This is a genomic window from Micromonospora sp. NPDC005686, from assembly GCF_042871665.1.
Lineage (GTDB): Bacteria > Actinomycetota > Actinomycetes > Mycobacteriales > Micromonosporaceae > Micromonospora.
The window spans coordinates 78,204-97,447 of record NZ_JBIAIY010000008.1 but is presented as its reverse complement, the minus strand read 5'-3'; the positions used below and the strand labels follow the sequence as shown (position 1 = coordinate 97,447).

Genomic DNA, 19,244 nt, shown 5'->3' with positions numbered 1-19,244 from the left:
AGTGGGAGCACACACGCATGGTGATCTACTTCGTCCGGCGGCTGGCCATCCTCGCGGTCTCGCTGTTCGCCGCGTCCGTCCTCGTCTTCGCGATGCTGGCGCTGCTGCCGGGCGACCAGGCGCAGGCGATGCTCGGCGTCAACGCCACGCCGGAGGCGCTGGAGGCGCTGCGGGAGCAGTTCGGGACGAACCGGCCGTTCACCGAGCGGTACCTCGACTGGGCCGGCGGCCTGATCCGCGGTGACTTCGGCGTCTCACCGCTCAGCGGGGTGTCGGTGGGCTCGGAGATCGCCGACAAGCTCGGCGTCACGGTGCCGCTCATCCTCGCCGGGATGACGCTGGCGCTGCTCATCGCCGTGCCGCTGGGCATCCTGGCCGCGGTGAAGAGCCGCACCGCGATCGGCACGGCGCTGTCGGCGTTCAGCCAGGTCGGCATCGCCGTCCCCTCGTTCTGGCTGGGCATCCTGCTCATCACCGTGTTCGCGGTGAAACTCCAGTGGCTCCCGGCCGGTGGGTTCACCGGCTGGGACGACGTCGGCGACGCCGTCCAGGCCCTGCTGATGCCGGCCCTGGCCCTCGGTGTGGCCCAGGGCGCGATCCTGATGCGCTACGTTCGCTCCGCGGTGGTCGAGGTCATGCAGGAGGACTTCATCCAGACCGCGCGGGCCAAGGGTCTCAGCCGCTCGCAGGCGCTGACCCGGCACGCGCTGCGCAACGCCGCCATCCCGGTCATCACCGTCCTCGGCCTGCAACTCGCGACGCTGCTCATCGGCACCGTCGTGATCGAGAACGTCTTCGGCCTGCCCGGCCTCGGCCGGATGCTGTTGCAGGACGTCGGCAACCGCGACCTGCTGAAGGTGCAGGGCACGGTCATGGTGCTCACGGCCGCGGTGCTTCTGATCAACTTCCTGGTCGACGTGGTGTACCACGCGGTCGACCCCAGGCTGAGGAGCAAGGCATGACATCAGTCGCCGACGCCCCACCGGAGGCCACCGCCGACGTCGTCGCGTCCGGCCCTGGCAGGCCGCGCCGCCGCTGGAACCTCACGCTGGTGATCGGCGCCGCCCTGGTGGGCCTGGTCGTCCTCACCGCGCTGGTGTCGTTCCTCTGGACGCCGTACGACCCGACCCGGGTCGACCCGGCCAACACCCTGCTGGCCCCGGGCGGCGACTACTGGCTCGGCACCGACCACTTCGGGCGGGACATCGTCAGCCAGTTGCTCGTCGGCGCGCGGACCACGCTGTTCGTCGGTGTCGTCGCCGTCGCGATCGCCGCGGCGATCGGCGTACCGCTGGGTCTGCTCGCCGCCGGCGGAGGGCGCTGGCTCAGCGAGCCGGTCATGCGAGGGCTGGACATCGTCTTCGCGTTCCCGGCGATCCTGCTGGCGATCATCCTGGCGGCCGGCTTCGGCGCCTCCACGCTCACCGGCATGATCGCCATCGGCGTCGCAAACGTCCCGGTGTTCGGCCGCCTCACCCGCGCCGGCGCGATGCAGGTGCTGCAGAGCGACTTCGTGCTCGCCGCGCGCAGCTACGGCCGCCGGGGCGTGGTGCTCATGGTGCGGTACGTGCTGCCGAACATCGCGGCCCTGCTCATCGTGCAGGCGTCGGTGTCGTTCGCGCACGCGGTGCTCGCCGAGGCGGCGCTGTCCTACCTCGGGTACGGCACCCCGCCGCCGACCCCCACCTGGGGCCGGATGCTCCAGGAGGCGCAGAACTACTTCGTCGTGCAGCCGATGCTCGCCGTCTGGCCCGGTCTGGCCATCGCCCTGTCGGTGCTCGGTTTCAACCTCATGGGCGACGGGCTGCGCGACGCCCTCGACCCGCGGCTGAGAGGACGGTGACCGGGATGAGCGGGCTCGTGGTGGAGGACCTCGTCGTCGAGGTCCACGACATCCAGGCCGTCAAGGGCGTCTCGTTCGAGATCGGGCGGGGCCGCCGGATGGGGCTCATCGGCGAGTCCGGCTGCGGCAAGTCGCTGACCGCGCTCGCGCTGATGGGCCTGCTGCCGCACGGCGTGACGGCGTCCGGGCGGGTGCTGCTGAACGGCCGTAACCTGCTCGACCTGTCCGACAAGCAGATGTGCGCGGTCCGCGGCAACGACATCGCCATGGTGTTCCAGGAGCCGATGACGGCGCTGAACCCGCTGATGCGGGTCGGTAACCAGGTCGCCGAGTCGCTGCGGCTGCACAAGGGGATGAGCCGCGCGGCGGCCTCCGCCCGCGCCACCGAGCTGCTCGAACGGGTGCAGCTGCCCGAGCCCGACCGCACCGCGCGCAAGTACCCGCACCAGCTCTCCGGCGGTCAGCGGCAGCGCGTCGTGCTGGCCATCGCGCTGGCGTGCGACCCCGCCGTGCTGGTCGCCGACGAGCCCACCACGGCGCTGGACGTCACGGTGCAGGCGGAGATGCTGCGGCTGATGGACACGCTGGTGCGCGAGGAGGGCGCGTCGCTGCTGCTCATCACGCACGACCTGCCGGTCGTCGCCAGCATCTGCGAGGAACTGCTCGTCATGTACGGCGGCTCGATCGTCGAGCACGGCGACGTGGCCACCGTGTTCGACTCGCCCCGGCACCCGTACACGGCGGGCCTGCGGGCGTCGACGGTGCTGGAGAGCACCGACGGCAGCGGCCGGCTGTCGACCATCCCGGGCCGGGTTCCGTCGCTCGGGTCGTTCCCCACCGGCTGCGTGTACCGCAACCGCTGCCCGCGCGCCGACGACGTCTGCCGGACCGTGCCGCTGCTGACGGCGCCGCCCGGCAGCACCCAGCGGGCGGCCTGCCACCACCCGATCGAGAGCGACCAGCCCCTAGAAAGCGGGAAGGCCAGCGCATGACCACCACCCCGTTGCTGGAAGCCGTCGACCTGGTGCGCGAGTACCGCGCCCCGCGGCGGTCGCTGCGTACGCCGGGACAGCCGATCCGTGCGCTCGACGGCGTGAGCGTGCAGGTCCACGAAGGCGAGGCGTTCGGCATTGTGGGGGAGAGCGGCTCCGGCAAGTCCACGCTGTCGCGCATCCTCATGGCCCTCGACCAGCCGACGTCCGGCGCCGCGTTCTACCAGGGGCAGCGGATCAGCGGCCTGCCGGAGCGGCGGCTCCGGTCCCTGCGCCGCGACGTGCAGATGGTGTTGCAGGACCCGATGTCGTCGCTGAACCCGCGCATGCGCGTCGCGGACATCGTCGCGGAGCCGATGCGCGCGCTGCGCCTGCCCGGTGACCACCGGGCCCGCGTCGCCGAGCTGATGCACTCGGTGGGTCTGCCCGAGGAGGCGGTGACCCGCTACCCGCACCAGTTCTCCGGCGGCCAGCGGCAGCGCATCGCGATCGCCCGTGCCCTGGCGGCCGGTCCGAAGGTCATCGTGGGCGACGAGCCGGTCAGCGCGCTCGACGTCTCGGTGCGCGCGCAGATCCTCAACCTGCTCACCGAGCTGGCCGAGCAGTTCAAGCTGACCCTGATCCTGGTCTCGCACGATCTGTCCGTCGTCCGGTACCTGTGCGACCGGATCGCGGTGATGAACCAGGGCCGGATCGTCGAGACGGGTGACACCGAATCGATCTACTCCGAACCCCAGCACCCGTACACCCAGAGGCTGCTGTCCGCGGTGCCCACCCTGCGCGGCGACCTCCTGGACCGATTCAACAGGAGCAGCACATGAGGTTGGTTGACCGCGTCGCCGTCGTCACCGGAGGCGCCAGCGGCATCGGACTGGCCACCGTCGGCCGGCTCGTCGAGGAGGGCGCGCGCGTCGTCATCGCCGACCTCGACGGCGACCGGGCCGCCAAGGCGGCCGCCGAGTTCGGGTCCGCCGTGGCCGGTGTGGCCTGCGACGTCACCCGCGCCGAGGACTGCCGCGCCGCCGTGGAGACCGCCGTCGAGCGGTTCGGGCGGCTCGACCTCATGCACGCCAACGCCGGTACGCCGTTCACCGGTCCGGTCGACGAGGTCGACCAGGCGACGCTGGACCGCGTGGTGGACGTCAACCTCAAGGGGGCGTTCTGGACCGCGCAGGCCGCCGTGCCCGCGCTGATCGAAGCCGGTGGCGGCGCGATCGTGTTCACCGCGTCGCTCCAGGCCGTCATCGCCCGTCCCCGGTACGCGCCGTACACCGCCGCCAAGCACGGCGTCATCGGCCTGATGAAGGCGCTGGCGCTGGAACTCGCGCCGCACGGCATCCGGGTCAACGCGATCGCCCCGGCGGCGACCGAGACGCCGATGCTCTCGGCGTTCCTGGGCGGCATGGGCGACGTGCCGGACAGCGCGCGGGAGAACTTCCGGGCCTCGATCCCGCTGGGCCGCATGGCGACGCCGCGCGACTCCGCCGACGCGGTGGTGTTCCTCGCCGGCGACGAGGCGCGGATGATCACCGGCCACACGCTCGTCCTCGACGGCGGCACCACGGCCGGCTGACGCGTACGCGGGCCGCTCGTACGACGACGGCGCGTGGACGGGACCCGGGTCCCCGTCCACGCGCCGTTCGTCTGCCGGTCTCAGCGCAGGGCCAGGCCCCACAGCGGATCGGTGAGGAACCGCCCGACGTGGGCGAGCACCCGGCTGCCCAGTTCCCCGTCCACCAGCCGGTGGTCGAACGACAGCGACAACTGCGCGGTCCACCGGGGGACGACCTGCTCGTCGACCACCCACGGCGTCCGGCGCAGCGCGCCGAGGCAGAGGATGGCCGCCTCACCGGGGTTGAGGATCGGAGTGCCGGCGTCCACCCCGAACACACCGATGTTGGTGATGGTGATGGTGCCGCCGGCCAGGTCGGCGGGACGGGTGCGGCCCTCCCGCGCGGTGGTCGCCAGCTCGTTCAGGGCGACCGCGAGGCCCCGTACCGGCAGGTTCTGCGCGGCTTTGACGTTCGGCACGAGCAGCCCGCGCGGCGTCGCGGCGGCGATGCCCAGGTTGACGTCGGCGAACCGGACGATCTCCTGGTTCTCCTCGTCCCACCGGGCGTTGACGCCCGGGTGCCGGCGTACCGCGTCCAGCAGGGCCAGCGACGCCACGAGCAGCGGACTGACCTTCACCCCCTGGAACGCCGGGTCCTGCTTCAGCCGGTCCACGAACTCCACGGTGCCGGTCATGTCGACGGTGAGGAACTCGGTGACGTGCGGTGCGGTGAACGCGCTGGCGACCATGGCCGCCGCGGTCGCCTTGCGGACCCCGCGCACCGGCAGGCGCTCGTCCCGCCGGTGGTCGGCCGCCGGTGCCGGGCCGGTTGTGTGGTCGAGCAGGTCCTGGCGGGTGATCCGGCCGTCGGGGCCGCTGCCGTGTACGTCCGCCAGCTCCACACCGAGATCCTTGGCGAGCTTGCGCAGCGGCGGCTTGGTGAGCACCGGCGGCCGGGACGTGTGCGCCGGGCGGGAGGTGTCGGCCGGCCGGACGGACGGGGTGCGACGTGGCCGGCGCGTCCGGGCCTGCGTGGAGACCCCGTAGCCCACGAGCACCGCGGTGCGCTCCGCGGCCGGCTCGTCGGCGGGCGACGCGGCGGCGGGCTCGTCGGTGGACGGGGCCGCCGGGCCGTCGCCCGCCACCCGGATCGCGATGATCGGCGAGCCGACCTCGACTGTCTGCCCCTCCTCGGCGAGGAGGCGGTCCACCACACCGGCGTACGGGCTGGGGAGCTCGACCACCGCCTTGGCGGTCTCGATGTCCACGATGACGTCGTTGAGGCGTACCGGGTCGCCCGGTGCGACCCGCCAGGTGACGATCTCGGCCTCGGTGAGCCCTTCGCCGACGTCGGGCAGTCGGAACTGCTGAACGTTCATCGGTACCTCTCCCTTCACGCGGCCAGGACGCGGTCGACGGCGTCGAGGATCCGGTCCAGGTCGGGCAGGTACTCCTCCTCGACCTTGGCCGGCGGATACGGCAGGTTGAAGCCGCCGACCCGCTCGACCGGCGCCTCCAGCGAGTAGAAGCACCGGCTCGTCACCTGCGCGACGACCTCGGCGCCGAACCCGGCGAACGTGGGGGCCTCGTGGACCACCACCGCCCGGCCGGTGCGGCGGACCGACTCCTCGATGGTCAGCACGTCCAGCGGAGAGATGGACCGCAGGTCGATCACCTCGATGTCGCGGCCCTCCTGTGCTGCCGCCTCGGCGGCGGCGACGCAGGTGGCGACGGTGCCCCCGTACGTCAGCAGCGTCACGTCGGTGCCCGGCCGCACGGTCCGGGCGCGGTCCAGCGGCAGCGGTGGCCCGGCCTCCTCGGGCGTCACCTCGCCCTTGACCCAGTAGCGGCGCTTCGGCTCGTAGAAGATGACCGGGTCGTCGCCGGCGACGGCCTGGCGGATCATCCAGTGCGCGTCGTCCGGGCCGGCGCAGTAGACGACCCGCAGCCCGGCGGTGTGCGCGAAGTACGCCTCGTTCGACTCGCTGTGGTGCTCCACCGCGCCGATCCCGCCGCCCACCGGGATACGCACCACCACCGGCAGGGCGGTACGGCCGCCGGTGCGGGCGCGCATCTTGGCGAGCTGGGAGACGATCTGGTTGAACGCCGGGTAGACGAAGCCGTCGAACTGGATCTCGCAGACCGGGCGGTACCCGCGTAGCGCCAACCCGATGGCGGTGCCGATGATCCCGGACTCGGCGAGCGTGGTGTCCACCACCCGGGCTTCGCCGAAGTCCTTCTGGAGGCCGTCGGTGACCCGGAAGACGCCGCCGAGCCGGCCGACGTCCTCGCCCATCAGGAGGACCTTGTCGTCGTCCTCCATGGCGCGGCGCAGGCCGCTGTTCAGTGCCTGAGACAGGGTGATCATGAAACGAGTTCTCCGATCGGGGCGGGCGTCAGTCGAGGAAGGAGGCGCGGTAGGCGACGAATGCGTCGCGCTCCTCCCGCAGCAGCTGGGGCACGTCGGCCAGCACCGTGGCGAAGGCGTCCGCGAGGTCCGGCGCCTCCAGCGCCAGGCACTCCCGGCGGGTACGGTCGGCCATCTCGTCCGCCTCGGCCTGGATCTCGCCGAGGAATGCCTCGTCGCTCCAGCCCTCGGCGCGCATCAGCGCCTCGACCCGGGCCAGCGGATCCCGCGCCCGCCAGGCCTCCAGCTCGTCGTCGGTGCGGTAGCGGGTCGGGTCGTCCGACGTGCTGTGCCCGCCCATCCGGTACGTGGTGGCCTCGACGATCGCGGGGCCGTTGCCGGACCGGGCGTGCTCGGTCACCGCGGACGTCACCGCGTACACCGCCAGCACGTCGTTGCCGTCGACCCACTCGCTGCGCAGGCCGAACCCGGCGCCGCGCCGGTGGATCGGCGTACGGCTCTGCGCCGACGTGGGCGTGGAGATGGCCCACTGGTTGTTCTGGCAGAAGAACACCATCGGCGCGTCGTTGACGGCGGCGATGTTCATCGCCTCGCTCGCGTCGCCCTCGCTGGCCGCGCCGTCACCGAAGTACGTCACGACCACCGTGTCGTTGCCGTCGCGCTGCACGCCGAGCGCGTACCCGGTGGCGTGCAGCAGTTGAGCGGCCAGGACCAGCGTGTAGATGTGGAACGAGTACGGCTCCGGATCCCAGCCGCTGTGCGCGACGCCGCGCCACTGGCGCAGCAGGTCGGCCGGGCCGATGCCGCGCCACAGCGCCGCGGCGTGCTCCCGGTAGCTGGGGAAGACGTAGTCGTCGGCGCGTACCGCCGCGACGGAACCGACCTGGGCGGCCTCCTGGCCGCGGCACTGCAACCACAGGCCCAGCTCGCCCTGCCGCTGCAACGCGAACGCCTCGTCGTCGAGGCGCCGCGCGAGCCGCATCCCCCGGTAGAGGTCACGGGTGAGCCGGCCGAGGGCGTCGCGGTCGGCGTCCACGTCCGGGTGCAGGCGCCCGTCCGGGGTGACGAGCTGCGTGCAGCCCTCGGCTGTGCGCGGAAGGCCGGTGACGCCGGTGAAGGGGTTGGTGACCGGTGGGTCGGCGAGATCTACGGTAGTCATTCGTCACCTTCTGGGTGCTGGGTCTCCGCGTCACCGGGGTCGCCGGCCGTCTCGCGGATCTCGGATACGGGACCGCCCGCCGGGGTGGACCCGGCGGGCGGTGGTGGGCATTGCCTCAGACCGTGTGGCGGTCGGCGAGTGTCAGCGCCTCGTCGAGGATCGACAGGCCCGCCTTTGCCTCCGTCTCCGACACGGTGCACGGCGGCACCACGTGGATCCGGTTGAAGTTCGCGAACGCGACCAGGCCGTTGCGCTTGCAGGCGGCCAGCACCTCGTTCATCTCCGGCGACGACGACCCGTACGGCGCCAGCGGCTCCTTCGTCTCGCGGTCGCGTACCAGTTCCAGTGCCCAGAACACGCCGAGCCCGCGTACGTCACCGACGCTCGGGTGCCGTTCGGCGAGTTCGCGCAGCCCTGGGCCCAGCACGTCGGCGCCGATAGTGGCGGCGTTCTCGACGATCCGCTCGTCCCGCATCACGTTGATGGTCGCGACGGCGGCGGCGGTGGCCAGCGGGTGACCGGAGTAGGTCAGGCCGCCGGGGTAGGCGCGGGTGGCGAACGTCTCGGCGACGTGCTCGGCGATCACCACACCGCCGAGCGGGACGTAACCGGAGTTCACGCCCTTGGCGAAGGTGATCAGGTCGGGTGCCACGCCGTAGTGGTCGAGCGCGAACCAGGCGCCGGTACGCCCGAAGCCCGCCATCACCTCGTCGGCGATGTAGAGGATGCCGTGCCTGTCGCACAGCTCCCGTACGCCCGCGAGGAAGCCCGGCGGCGGCGGCATGATGCCGGCGGTGCCCGGCACCGTCTCCAGCACGATCGCGGCGATGGTGGACGGGCCCTCCATCTCCACGACGCGTTCGAGGTGGCGCAGCGCGAGCGCGCACTCCTCCTCCTCGGTGGTGGCGCCGAACTCCGACCGGTACAGGAACGGGCCGAAGAAGTGCACCACCCCGGCGGTGCCGTTGTCGCTGGGCCAGCGACGCGGGTCGCCGGTGAGGTTCACCGCGGTCTGGGTGCCACCGTGGTAGCTGCGGTACTGCGACAGCACCTTCGGCCGGCCGGTGTGCAGCCGGGCCATCCGGACGGCGTGCTCGATCGCGTCCGCGCCGCCGTTCGTGAAGAACACCTTGGACAGGCCCGCCGGGGTCAGCTCGGTGATCAGCCGGGCCGCCTCGCCGCGGACGTCGTTGGCGTAGGACGGCGCGATCGTGCAGAGGCGGGCCGCCTGCTCCTGGATCGCCGCGACCACCACGGGGTGCTGGTGGCCGATGTTGGTGTTGACGAGCTGGGACGAGAAGTCCAGGTAGCGGTTCCCGTCGCCGTCCCAGAAGTACGAGCCCTCGGCCCGCTCGACCACCGTCGGGTCGAGCAGCGACTGGGCGGACCAGGAGTGGAAGACGTGCGCGCGGTCGAGCTCGTAGGTGCGTGCGCTGGTGCTCATCGGCGTTCTCTCTTCCGCTGCTCAGACGTTCTCGGGGAAGCCGAGGTTGATGCCGCCGTGGCTGGGGTCGAGCCACCGGGAGGTGACGACCTTGCCGCGGGTGAAGAAGTGCACGCCCTCGGCGCCGTGGGCGTGCGAGTCGCCGAAGAGGCTGTCCTTCCAGCCGCCGAAGGAGTAGTAGGCCATCGGCACCGGGATCGGCACGTTGACGCCGACCATGCCGACCTCGACCTCGTTCTGGTAACGGCGGGCCGCGCCACCGTCGTTCGTGAAGATGGCCGTGCCGTTGCCGTAGCGGTTGGCGTTCACCAGCGCGAGCGCCTCGTCGTAGCTGCCGACGCGCACCACCGACAGCACCGGCCCGAAGATCTCGTCGGTGTAGACGCTCATCTCCGGCTGCACCCGGTCCAGCAGGCTCGGCCCGAGCCAGAACCCGGACTCGTCGCCGTCGACCCGCACCTCACGGCCGTCCACCACCAGCTCGGCGCCGGCCTCGACGCCCGCGTCGAGGTACGACGCGACGCGGTCGCGGTGCTCCCGGGTGACCAGCGGGCCCATGTCGCAGGAGCGCCGACCGTCGCCGACCTTCAGGCCGGCGATGCGCTCGCGGATCCGGGCCACCAGGTCGTCGGCGACGGGCTCGACGACCACCAGGGCGGAGATCGCCATGCACCGCTCGCCGGCCGAGCCGAACCCGGCGTTCACCGCCGCGTCGGCGGCCAGGTCGAGGTCGGCGTCCGGCAGCACCACCATGTGGTTCTTCGCGCCGCCGAGGGCCTGGACGCGCTTGCCGTTGCGGGTGCCGGTCTCGTAGACGTACCGGGCGATCGGCGTGGAGCCGACGAACGACACCGCCTTGACCTCGGGGTGCTCCAGCAGCCGGTCCACCGCCACCTTGTCGCCGTGCACGACGTTGAAGACGCCGGCGGGCAGGCCGGCCTGCTCCCAGAGCCGGGCCACGAGCAGCGACGCGGACGGGTCCTTCTCGCTGGGCTTGAGCACGACGGTGTTCCCCGCCGCGATGGCGATGGGCACGAACCACATCGGGACCATCACCGGGAAGTTGAACGGGGAGATGACGGCGCAGACGCCGACCGGCTGGCGGATCGAGTAGACGTCCACGTTCGTGGACACGCCCTCGGAGTAGCCGCCCTTGAGCAGGTGCGGGATCCCGCACGCGAACTCGACGACCTCCAGGCCGCGGGTGACCTCGCCGAGGGCGTCCGAGACGACCTTGCCGTGCTCGGCCGTGATCAGCTCGGCCAGCTCCTGCTTGTGCTGGTTGACCAGCTCCCGGAACGCGAACAGCACCTGGGTGCGCTTGGTCAGCGACGAGGCCCGCCAAGAGGTGAACGCGGCGGCGGCGGAGGCGACGGCCTGGTCCACCTCGTCGACCGAGGCCAGCGGCACCTCCGTGCGGACCGAGCCCAGCGCCGGATCGTAGACTGGGGCCGTACGCTCGGTGACGCCGGCGAACGGCTTGCCGTCGATCCAGTGGGTCACCCGCTCCAGCGGGACGGGAGCGGGCACGGTGCCGGGTGCTGTCTGGGTCATGCCCGGATCATCTGCGCTTCCCCAGGTCCGGGCAATGGGCACTGTGTCGCTCCCGTACCCGGGATGCGCACATACTGTGCGCCGTGGGGGAAGGGGGAGACGCCGCCGATGCCGATGACGGTTCGCGACGTGCTCGAACTGCCGGCGTTGCAGCAGGCCGGGCCGCATGTCCTGGCCGGCCGGGACCGGTTGGACGCGCCGGTGCGCTGGGTGCACGTCGCCGAGGTCCCCGAGATCGCCGACCTGCTGCGCGGCGGTGAGCTGGTCCTGACCACAGGCATCGGTTTGCCCCCCGACGACGACGGGCTGCGCCGCTGGATCGACGGCCTGGCGGCCGTCGGAGTGGCGGGCGTGGTGATCGAGCTGGGCCGCCGGTTCGGCGGCACCCTGCCGGCCGGGCTGGTCGAGCACGCCCGCAGCCGGAACCTCCCCCTCATCGCGTTGCGGCGCGAGATGCGGTTCGTGGCGGTGACCGAGGTCGTCCACTCCGTGATCGTCGAGGAGCAGACCGCCGAGCTGCTCGCCAAGGACGAGATCCACCGCGTCTTCACCGAGCTGTCGGTGGAGGGCGCCGAGCCCCGGCAGGTGCTCCGCGAGGTCACCCGCCTGTCCCGGCGTCCCGCGGTGCTGGAGAACCTCGCCCACCATGTGCTGGCGTACGAGACCGGCCCGCTGACCGCCGAGGAGCTGCTGGACCGGTGGGAGACCCGCTCGCGCGCGGTCGAGGTCCCGTCCGGCACCGGCTACGAGCCGCGCTCCGGCTGGCTGGTGACGAGCGTCGAGGCGCGGGGCAACAGGTGGGGGCGGCTCGTGCTGCTGTGCGACCAGGAACCGCCGGCCCGGACCCGGGTGCTGCTGGAGCGGGCCGCGTCCACCATCGCGTTGAACCAGCTCGTCGCCCGGGACTCCTCGTCGGTCGAGCGGCAGGCGCGCAGCAGTCTGCTGTTGAGCCTCGTCAACCACTCGGCGCCCACCCGGGACGTGGCGCTTCGGGCGCGCGGGCTCGGTGTGGTCCTGGAACAGCGACCGCTACTCGGGGTCGTGGTCCGTCGGCGGCGGGCGGCCCCGGCCGGCGGCGTCGACGGGAACGCGCGCCGGCGGGAGCTGCTGGACGCGGTGGAGACGGCGGTACGCGAGTGCGGGCTCGCGGCGCTCGTCGGCGACGTGGACGAGGCGGCGGGCGGCACCGGTGTCACGCTCCTCGTCGCCCTCGACGAGACGGGCTCGGACGAAGCCGCGCTGCACGGCCTGTCCACAGCGCTCACCCGGGCCGGTCACCGGGCCGGCTCGGACGTCGTGGTCGCCGCCGGGTCGGTGGTCCGGACGCTCGACCTGGCCCGGCGCTCACTGGTCGAGGCGGCGCAGGTGGCCGACGCCACGGTGCACACCGCCGAGCCCCGCCCGTTCTACCGGCTGCACGACGTCCGCCTCCGGGGCCTGCTGTACCTGCTGCGCGACGACGTGCGCCTGCAGACGTTCGTCGAGCGCGAACTGGGCCCGCTGCTCTCCTACGACCAGCGCCACGGCACGAACCACGTCGCGCTGCTGGAGACGTACCTGGTGGAGGGGCGCAACAAGCGGCGCGCGGCCGACACGATGTCGCTGTCGCGGTCGGCGCTGTACCAGCGGCTGGAGCTGATCGAGCGGGTGCTCGGCGTCGACCTGGATTCGAGCGAGCGGCGCCTGTCGCTGCACGTCGCGCTCACCGCCCGGGACGTCATGCGCGCCGCCGGTCCGGAGCCCGCCGGCTGACTCCTCACCTGTGGGTGCGAGGGCCCGACCGCAGGCGCCGCACGCTCTCGCGGCTCGGCGCGCTGTGCACGCTGACGCTGACAACCGGTACGGCGTTCGCGACGCTCTTGCGCACCGTCTCCATCGGCGCGGTGCCGGGGGTGCACTCCACGATCATCACCGCGGACCGGTCCGGGCACTGCACGTACTGGACGTGTGAGACGGCGACCCGGCGGGAGTGCAGCACCGACAGCACCTTGAGCAGGCCGGTCGTGGAGTGTCCCACGCCGAGGTGGATCACCATCGTGCTCGGCCAGCCGTGGTCACCGGCGGGATCGGCGTGCGGCCGGTCGGCTGCGGGCCGGGGACGGTCGACGGTTCCGGGGGTGGATGCGGACACGCTCACGGGGGCCTCACTAGGACGAGCCGACGGGATGGCTTGGCCGGCGACGCACGCGGAGGCGTACGCCGCCTAGGTAATCAGCCGGGTCGCGATTCGATTGCCCACGGCGGGAGTGTGGCACGGACCCCTGCGCGCGGGGAGGCTGCGCCGGGCGGCCGTCCGCCACGTGAGACAGGGCTCTGACCTGCGGATCGACGGCCATGGGTCGCCCGGGCGGGCGGTCCGCCGGGTTACCGGCGGGTACGCGAGCCCTTAAGGATCGTTCAGGATCTCGCTCTACACTCGGACTCGGGACGACGACTTGAGAAGGAGCTCCGCGCATGGATGCTGACGAGATCGCCGCCGGTCGAGCCCGCTGGCAGGCCCGCTACGACGCCGCCCGCAAGCGCGACGCCGACTTCACCACGCTGTCCGGAACGCCGGTCGAGCCGGTGTACGGCCCGCCGGAGGACACCGCGTACCCCGGGTTCGAGCGGATCGGCTGGCCGGGCGAGTTCCCGTACACCAGGGGTCTCTATCCGACCGGCTACCGCGGACGGACCTGGACCATCCGTCAGTTCGCCGGCTTCGGCAACGCCCGCCAGACGAACGAGCGCTACAAGATGATCCTCGGCGCGGGCGGCGGCGGTCTCTCCGTCGCCTTCGACATGCCGACGCTGATGGGCCGCGACTCGGACGACCCGCAGGCCCTCGGCGAGGTCGGCCACTGTGGTGTCGCCGTGGACTCGGCGGCCGACATGGAGGCGCTGTTCGACGGCATCGACCTGTCCGGCGTGACCACCTCGATGACCATCTCCGGCCCGGCCGTGCCGGTCTTCTGCATGTACCTGGTCGCCGCCGAACGGCAGGGCGCCGATCTGTCCACGCTGGACGGCACGCTCCAGACGGACATCTTCAAGGAGTACATCGCGCAGAAGGAGTGGCTGTTCGACCCCGAGCCGCACCTGCGCCTCATCGGCGACCTGATGGAGTACTGCGCGCGGGAGATCCCCCGGTACAAGCCGCTGTCCGTCTCCGGCTACCACATCCGGGAGGCCGGCTCGACCGCGGCGCAGGAGCTGGCGTACACGCTCGCCGACGGGTTCGGGTACGTCGAGCTGGGCCTGTCGCGCGGGCTGGACGTGAACACGTTCGCCCCCGGCCTGAGCTTCTTCTTCGACTCCCATGTGGACTTCTTCGAAGAGATCGCCAAGTTCCGCGCCGCCCGCCGGATCTGGGCCCGCTGGCTGCGTGACGTGTACGGCGCGACCAGCGAGAAGGCTCAGTGGCTGCGGTTCCACACGCAGACCGCGGGGGTGTCGCTGACCGCCCAGCAGCCGGTCAACAACGTGGTACGCACCGCGGTGGAGGCGCTGGCCGCGGTGCTCGGCGGCACCAACTCGCTGCACACGAACGCGCTCGACGAGACGCTCGCCCTGCCCACCGACGAGTCGGCCGAGATCGCCCTGCGTACCCAGCAGGTGCTGATGGAGGAGACCGGGGTGACGAACGTGGCCGACCCGCTCGGCGGCTCCTGGTACGTCGAGGCGCTCACCGACCGGATCGAGGCCGAGGCGGAGGAGATCTTCGCCCGGATCAAGCAGCTCGGCGGCGAGGGCCCGCACACCATCGGCCCGATGACCTCCGGCATCCTGCGCGGCATCGAGGACGGCTGGTTCACCGGGCACATCGCCGAGTCGGCGTTCGTCTACCAGCAGGCGCTGGAGAAGGGCGACAAGAAGATCGTCGGCGTGAACTGCCACACCGGCACGATCGCCAAGGACCTGGAGATCCTGCGCATCTCGCACGAGGTGGAGCTGGAGCAGCGCCGGGTGCTGGCCGAGCGCAAGTCGGCCCGCGACGAGGCCACGGTCACGGCCGCCGTCGCGCGGATGGTCGAGGTCTCCCGTACCGGCGAGAACATGATCCCCGCCATGCTCGACGCGGTCCGCGCCGAGGCGACCCTGGGCGAGATCTGCGACGCGCTGCGCGCCGAGTGGGGCGTCTACCGCGAGCCCGCCCGCTTCTGACCCCCCGCCCAGCAGGGAAGGGCCCCTTCTTGACAGGCGTTTGTCAAGAAGGGGCCCTTCCCTCACCAAAGGCGTTGACAGGGGCCCTTCCTCGCCCGGGCTGAGCAGGTGGGAGAGTGGCGACTGTCGCCGTCGCGGCTGGTCGGAGATCCGTGACGCACGTGCGAGACTAGACAACCATGAGCGACCCACGGATCACCTCGTCGATCTTCACCCGCGGCGCGGTCGACCTCAGCGCGCTGCGCACCCCCGCACCGGCCGACACCTCCTCCGCCACACCGTCTCCGGGCGCTGGGCCGACCGGGCTGCCGGGCAGCCCCGCCGGCTCCGCCGCCGTGATCGACGTGACCGAGGCGAACATCCAGTCCGAGGTGCTCGAACGCTCGCTCACCACACCGGTAGTGGTCTTCTTCGGCGCCGCCGGCTACCCGGAGAGCGACCAGTTCGCCCCGGTGCTGGAGCGGCTGGCCGCCGAGGGCGGCGGCGCGTGGCTGCTGGCCCGGGTCGACGTGCAGCAGCAGCCGCGGCTCGCGCAGATGTTCCAGCTTCAGACGCTGCCCACCACGTACGCCATCGTCGGCGGACGCCCGGTCGACGCCTTTCCCGGCCCGGTGCCGGAGTCGCAGTTGCGACAGTGGCTCCAGGCCGTGCTCAAGGCCGGTGGCGTCGCCCTCGCCGAGCCGGAGGACCCGCGCCTCGACGCCGCCGACGACGCGCTGATGAGCGGCGACCTCGACGCCGCCGAGGCGGCGTACCGGAAGATCCTGGCCGAGTCGCCCGCGGACGCGGCGGCGGAGGCGGGCCTGGCGCAGGTCGGGCTGGCCCGCCGGGTGGCCGGCGCGGACCCGCAGGGCGCGCTGGACGCCGCTGCCGCCGCCCCCGACGACGTGGACGCCCAACTGCTGGCCGCCGACATCGAGGTGCTCAGCGGCCTCGCCGACCAGGCGTACAAGCGGCTGGTCGGCCTGGTCCGGCGCACCGCCGGGGACGACCGGGACCGGGTACGCCAGCACCTGCTCGGCCTGTTCACCATCGCCGGCCCGGAGGACCCCGCCGTGGCCTCCGCCCGACGCGCCCTGGCCAGCGCGCTGTTCTGAGTCAACCCGCGCGGGCCGGCGCACCGCCGGCCCGCCCGACCGCCGAGGACGGGAGCCCATGATGCGCCGGATCGCCGTCCTCGACGCGCCGACGAACCTCGGGCTGCGCCCGCCCACCGCCAGCTCCGTGCCCGGCTGCGGCAAGGCGCCGGGCGCGCTGCGCGACCACGGCCTGCTCGCCCGGCTGCGCGCCCGTGACGCGGGCTGCCTCACCCCGCCGCGGTACGACCCGGGGGACTGGCGGCCCGGCGACGGCGTCTGCCACGCGCCGGAGATCTCGACGTACTCCCTGGCGCTCGCCGACCGGATCGGCGCGATCATCGACCGGGGTGAGTTCCCGCTGGTGCTCGGCGGCGACTGCTCGGTGCTGCTCGGCTCGGCGCTCGCCATGCACCGCCTCGGCGAGGCGGTCGGCGGCCGGATCGGGCTGGTCTTCGTCGACGGCCACTCCGACTTCCGGCACCCGGGCAACGCCTCCTACGTCGGCGCGGCGGCGGGGGAGGACCTGGCCCTGGTCACCGGCCGGGGGCAGCCCGACCTGGCCGCGATCGAGGGCCGGCGGCCGTACTTCCGGGACATCGACGTGGTGGTGCTCGGCATCCGCGCGCAGGACGAGTACCGCCTCGACCTTCAGGCCGCGGGCATCACCACCCGGCCGGTGCCGGCGCTGCGCGCCGAGGGCGCCGCCCGTACCGCCCAGTGGGCGCACGAGCAGCTCGTCGACTGCGCCGGCTACTGGGTGCACATCGACGTGGACGTGCTCGACCCGGCGGTGATGCCCGCCGTGGACGCGCCCGACCCGGGCGGCATCGCCTTCGCCGAGCTGGAGATCCTGCTCGCCGGGCTGGTCGACACCCCGCACTGCCTCGGCGTCGAGCTGACCGTCTTCGACCCCGACTACGACCTGGACGGCGCGTACGCGGCCGAGATCGTGAACACGGTGGTGGCCGGGCTCGCCCCGGTCGTGGCGCCGGACGCGGTGCCGCCCCGGCTGCTGCCGGCCGCGCCGGTCGCACCGGCGCCCCGCGCCGCCGGCAGCCACCGCGCCGAGCGGGCGGCGGTGACGGTGCCGGTGCCCGCCGTCGCAACGGACCCGATCGGCCCGCCGGCCGCACCCGTCGGGCTCGACGAGTACGCGCCGGCGGATGCCGAGGAGCCGCCGTCGTGGCCCGACGCGGAGGATCGGCGACCGCCGGCCGGTCCCGGGCTGCTCCGCCGCGTGGCGGTGCCCGGCACGGACGCGCCGCCGGTCGAGGAGGCGTCGCCGGCCGACGGAACCGCGTAGGCGGAGGCGCGGTTCAGGCGAACAGCACGAGCGGCCGGCCGGGGTCGCGCACACCGACGAAGCAGGCCGCCGTCACCCGCGATCCCTGGGCCACCCGGCGTACGCCGTGCACCCGCGCCGCGTCGAACATCAGCAGGTCTCCCTGGCCGGGCGCGCAGGACCAGTGCGGCTCTCCGAGCTGTTCCCGGTCCAGGCCGTAGTCGGTCCGGCGTTGCCCGTCGTACGTGTCCTCGTCGGACCACAGCGACCAGAAGTCGACCTGCCCGCCGCTGCCCGGGGGCGGCACCTCCAGGTAGACGTTGGTACCGATCCGGCGGCGCAGACCGTGCGCGGCGAGCAGCGGGATCGCCCGTTGGTCGATGTGCGGGTTGGCGTGCCCACCGGCCGGCCAGCGCCGGATGATGCCGGGCAGCATCAACCGACCCTCGTGCCGGGCCACCGTGGCGCCGGCGGGCCACGCTTCGTCCAGCCGCAATCGCAGCTCGTCGAGCGGGGAGAGCCGGCCCGCGAAGATGCCGTCACGGATCAGGGCGAGCGTGTCGGCCGCGGTCTCCAGGTAGCGCCGCTCGTCGGCGTCGGACTCAGCCGCCTCACCGATTGAGGTTCCGATGCTCTGGAAGTCTCCGGTCAGGGTGTAGCGCGACCGCTCGCACGCCTCGACCAGCCGTGGCAGCACCGCCCGGCAGGCTGACGGCGGGTGGAAGCCGCGGACCCAGATGGCGTCGAGAGTGCCCTCCGCGAGCTGCGCCAGCGTAACGGCGGTCAGTTCCTCGGCGTGCTTCAAGATCAGACCTTGATCTCGCCGTGCCAGACGGTTACCGCCCGGCCTCCGAGTCGCATTCGGTCGCCCTTCCGGCCCAGTCGTAGGGTGCCGCCGCGTGGCGAGAGTTGCTCGGCGATGAGGTCGTCCCGGCCCAGACGCTCGGCCCACCAACTCCCGATGGTGCAGTGGGCGGAGCCGGTGACCGGATCCTCCGGGACACCGACTGCGGGATAGAAGCAGCGGCTGACGATCCGGTCGCGGGACGCGTCGTTCGCGGTGAGGATGACGCCCCGGACCGGTATCGAGGCGAGCGCCTCCAGGTCGGGGCGGGCGGCCCGCACGTCGTCTGGCCCGGCGACCTCGACGAGCAGGTCGGACACGCCCTGGGTGACGGCGACGACCCGGATCCCCTCGCCGAGCGCGGCGCGGAGCTGCTCCGGCGCGTCGACCGGGGTGGGCGGGTCCGCCGGGAAGTCCATCTCGATCCACCCCTCCGGCGAGACCGAGCAGGACAGGTCACCGCTCCGCGTGTGGAACCGGGTGTGGCCCCCGAGTACGTGTGCGGTGGCGAGCGTGGCATGTCCGCACAGGTCCACCTCGACAGTGGGGGTGAACCACCGTAGGTGCCACCAGCCGTTCTCCGCCGGAGATGCGAATGCGGTTTCCGAATGGCGCATCTCGCTCGCGACGGACTGCATCCAGGAATCGCCCCGCTTGTCGGCGAGAATGACGACGCCGGCCGGATTGCCGCGGAAGGGTTCGTCGGTGAACGCGTCGACGACGAAGAGCCGGCTGCCGTCCGCGCTCATGCCCGATCGACCGACCCGTGCGCGCTGGCGGTCACCGGGGAGCGGCCGCTGAAGTAGAGCTGGGGGTCGACCTCCAGCGCCACCTCGTACGCCTTGGCCATGTCACGGGCTATCTGGCGCAGCGCCTCGGCCCGCGAGGCGGGGGTCGGCGGGCGCCCCTGTTCGGTGCTGGGCTGTTCCGGTCCCGGCTGGTCGTCGACAGACATTCGCGCCCCCTGCGTCGAGCGTTGCCTCT

General features: G+C 72.6%; 18 protein-coding genes. 9 read left to right on the top strand and 9 right to left on the bottom strand.

All coding sequences use genetic code 11. The features are described 5' to 3' along the window. Positions 1-17 precede the first annotated feature (17 nt). From ACFYON_RS19400 to ACFYON_RS19380, 5 genes are read left to right on the top strand one after another with little or no spacing between them, the layout of a single operon-like run. Complete coding sequence (locus ACFYON_RS19400) at positions 18-962, top strand: ABC transporter permease (RefSeq protein ID WP_354871150.1); 945 nt, start codon at positions 18-20, stop codon at positions 960-962. Beyond that, positions 959-1,843 (top strand): ABC transporter permease, encoded by an 885-nt coding sequence (locus ACFYON_RS19395; RefSeq protein WP_354871147.1) that lies wholly within the window; start codon positions 959-961, stop codon positions 1,841-1,843. The genes ACFYON_RS19400 and ACFYON_RS19395 overlap by 4 nt, the downstream gene beginning before the upstream one ends. Before the next feature lie 5 nt (positions 1,844-1,848). Further along, a complete protein-coding gene (locus tag ACFYON_RS19390) occupies positions 1,849-2,835 on the top strand; it encodes an ABC transporter ATP-binding protein (RefSeq protein WP_354871144.1) in 987 nt (328 codons plus the stop codon). Beyond that, on the top strand, positions 2,832-3,656 hold the full coding sequence (locus ACFYON_RS19385) for an ATP-binding cassette domain-containing protein (protein WP_354871141.1): 825 nt from the start codon (positions 2,832-2,834) through the stop codon (positions 3,654-3,656). The genes ACFYON_RS19390 and ACFYON_RS19385 overlap by 4 nt, the downstream gene beginning before the upstream one ends. Then, complete coding sequence (locus tag ACFYON_RS19380; RefSeq protein WP_354871138.1) at positions 3,653-4,408, top strand: SDR family oxidoreductase; 756 nt, start codon at positions 3,653-3,655, stop codon at positions 4,406-4,408. The genes ACFYON_RS19385 and ACFYON_RS19380 overlap by 4 nt, the downstream gene beginning before the upstream one ends. Before the next feature lie 80 nt (positions 4,409-4,488). Here the strand turns inward: ACFYON_RS19380 and ACFYON_RS19375 are convergent, their stop codons facing one another. The 5 genes from ACFYON_RS19375 to ACFYON_RS19355 all read right to left on the bottom strand — a co-directional run bounded on the left by ACFYON_RS19375 (position 4,489) and on the right by ACFYON_RS19355 (position 10,912). Further along, on the bottom strand, positions 4,489-5,766 hold the full coding sequence (locus ACFYON_RS19375; RefSeq protein WP_387189165.1) for a dihydrolipoamide acetyltransferase family protein: 1,278 nt from the start codon (positions 5,764-5,766) through the stop codon (positions 4,489-4,491). 14 nt (positions 5,767-5,780) lie between these two features. Then, positions 5,781-6,755 (bottom strand): alpha-ketoacid dehydrogenase subunit beta, encoded by a 975-nt coding sequence (locus ACFYON_RS19370; protein WP_354871134.1) that lies wholly within the window; start codon positions 6,753-6,755, stop codon positions 5,781-5,783. 28 nt (positions 6,756-6,783) lie between these two features. Beyond that, positions 6,784-7,914 carry a thiamine pyrophosphate-dependent dehydrogenase E1 component subunit alpha gene (locus ACFYON_RS19365; RefSeq protein WP_387189166.1) on the bottom strand — a complete coding sequence of 377 codons (1,131 nt, stop codon included), beginning with the start codon at positions 7,912-7,914 and terminating at the stop codon, positions 6,784-6,786. 115 nt (positions 7,915-8,029) lie between these two features. Beyond that, complete coding sequence (locus ACFYON_RS19360) at positions 8,030-9,358, bottom strand: aspartate aminotransferase family protein (protein ID WP_387189167.1); 1,329 nt, start codon at positions 9,356-9,358, stop codon at positions 8,030-8,032. Positions 9,359-9,379: 21 nt separating this feature from the next. After that, positions 9,380-10,912: a CoA-acylating methylmalonate-semialdehyde dehydrogenase gene (locus ACFYON_RS19355; protein ID WP_387188172.1), complete on the bottom strand. Its 1,533-nt coding sequence runs from the start codon at positions 10,910-10,912 to the stop codon at positions 9,380-9,382. Between the two features lie 108 nt (positions 10,913-11,020). On the opposite strand from ACFYON_RS19355, the gene ACFYON_RS19350 reads away from it, so the two are divergent. Beyond that, positions 11,021-12,664, top strand: coding sequence for a PucR family transcriptional regulator ligand-binding domain-containing protein (locus ACFYON_RS19350; protein WP_355047576.1), 1,644 nt, complete (start codon positions 11,021-11,023; stop codon positions 12,662-12,664). A 4-nt stretch (positions 12,665-12,668) separates the two neighbouring features. On the opposite strand, the gene ACFYON_RS19345 is transcribed toward ACFYON_RS19350, so the two are convergent. Then, positions 12,669-13,049 (bottom strand): hypothetical protein, encoded by a 381-nt coding sequence (locus ACFYON_RS19345; RefSeq protein ID WP_354871125.1) that lies wholly within the window; start codon positions 13,047-13,049, stop codon positions 12,669-12,671. Positions 13,050-13,366: 317 nt separating this feature from the next. On the opposite strand from ACFYON_RS19345, the gene ACFYON_RS19340 reads away from it, so the two are divergent. The 3 genes from ACFYON_RS19340 (at position 13,367) to ACFYON_RS19330 (ending at position 17,437) form a co-directional block, all read left to right on the top strand. Further along, positions 13,367-15,055: a methylmalonyl-CoA mutase family protein gene (locus ACFYON_RS19340; RefSeq protein WP_357708326.1), complete on the top strand. Its 1,689-nt coding sequence runs from the start codon at positions 13,367-13,369 to the stop codon at positions 15,053-15,055. A gap of 179 nt (positions 15,056-15,234) precedes the next feature. Continuing rightward, positions 15,235-16,152, top strand: coding sequence for a tetratricopeptide repeat protein (locus tag ACFYON_RS19335; protein WP_354871120.1), 918 nt, complete (start codon positions 15,235-15,237; stop codon positions 16,150-16,152). 58 nt (positions 16,153-16,210) lie between these two features. Continuing rightward, positions 16,211-17,437 (top strand): arginase family protein, encoded by a 1,227-nt coding sequence (locus ACFYON_RS19330; protein WP_357708329.1) that lies wholly within the window; start codon positions 16,211-16,213, stop codon positions 17,435-17,437. 13 nt (positions 17,438-17,450) lie between these two features. Here the strand turns inward: ACFYON_RS19330 and ACFYON_RS19325 are convergent, their stop codons facing one another. Genes ACFYON_RS19325 through ACFYON_RS19315 form a run of 3 tightly spaced genes read right to left on the bottom strand, consistent with a single transcriptional unit; the run spans position 17,451 to position 19,215 of the window. Next, entirely contained in the window at positions 17,451-18,221 is a 771-nt protein-coding gene (locus tag ACFYON_RS19325; RefSeq protein WP_357708331.1) for a 2OG-Fe(II) oxygenase, read from the bottom strand. 2 nt (positions 18,222-18,223) lie between these two features. After that, positions 18,224-19,009 carry a PhzF family phenazine biosynthesis protein gene (locus ACFYON_RS19320; protein WP_387189168.1) on the bottom strand — a complete coding sequence of 262 codons (786 nt, stop codon included), beginning with the start codon at positions 19,007-19,009 and terminating at the stop codon, positions 18,224-18,226. After that, positions 19,006-19,215, bottom strand: a complete 210-nt coding sequence (locus ACFYON_RS19315; RefSeq protein WP_354871112.1) for a hypothetical protein — start codon at positions 19,213-19,215, stop codon at positions 19,006-19,008. The genes ACFYON_RS19320 and ACFYON_RS19315 overlap by 4 nt, the downstream gene beginning before the upstream one ends. Between the last annotated feature and the right edge of the window lie 29 nt (positions 19,216-19,244).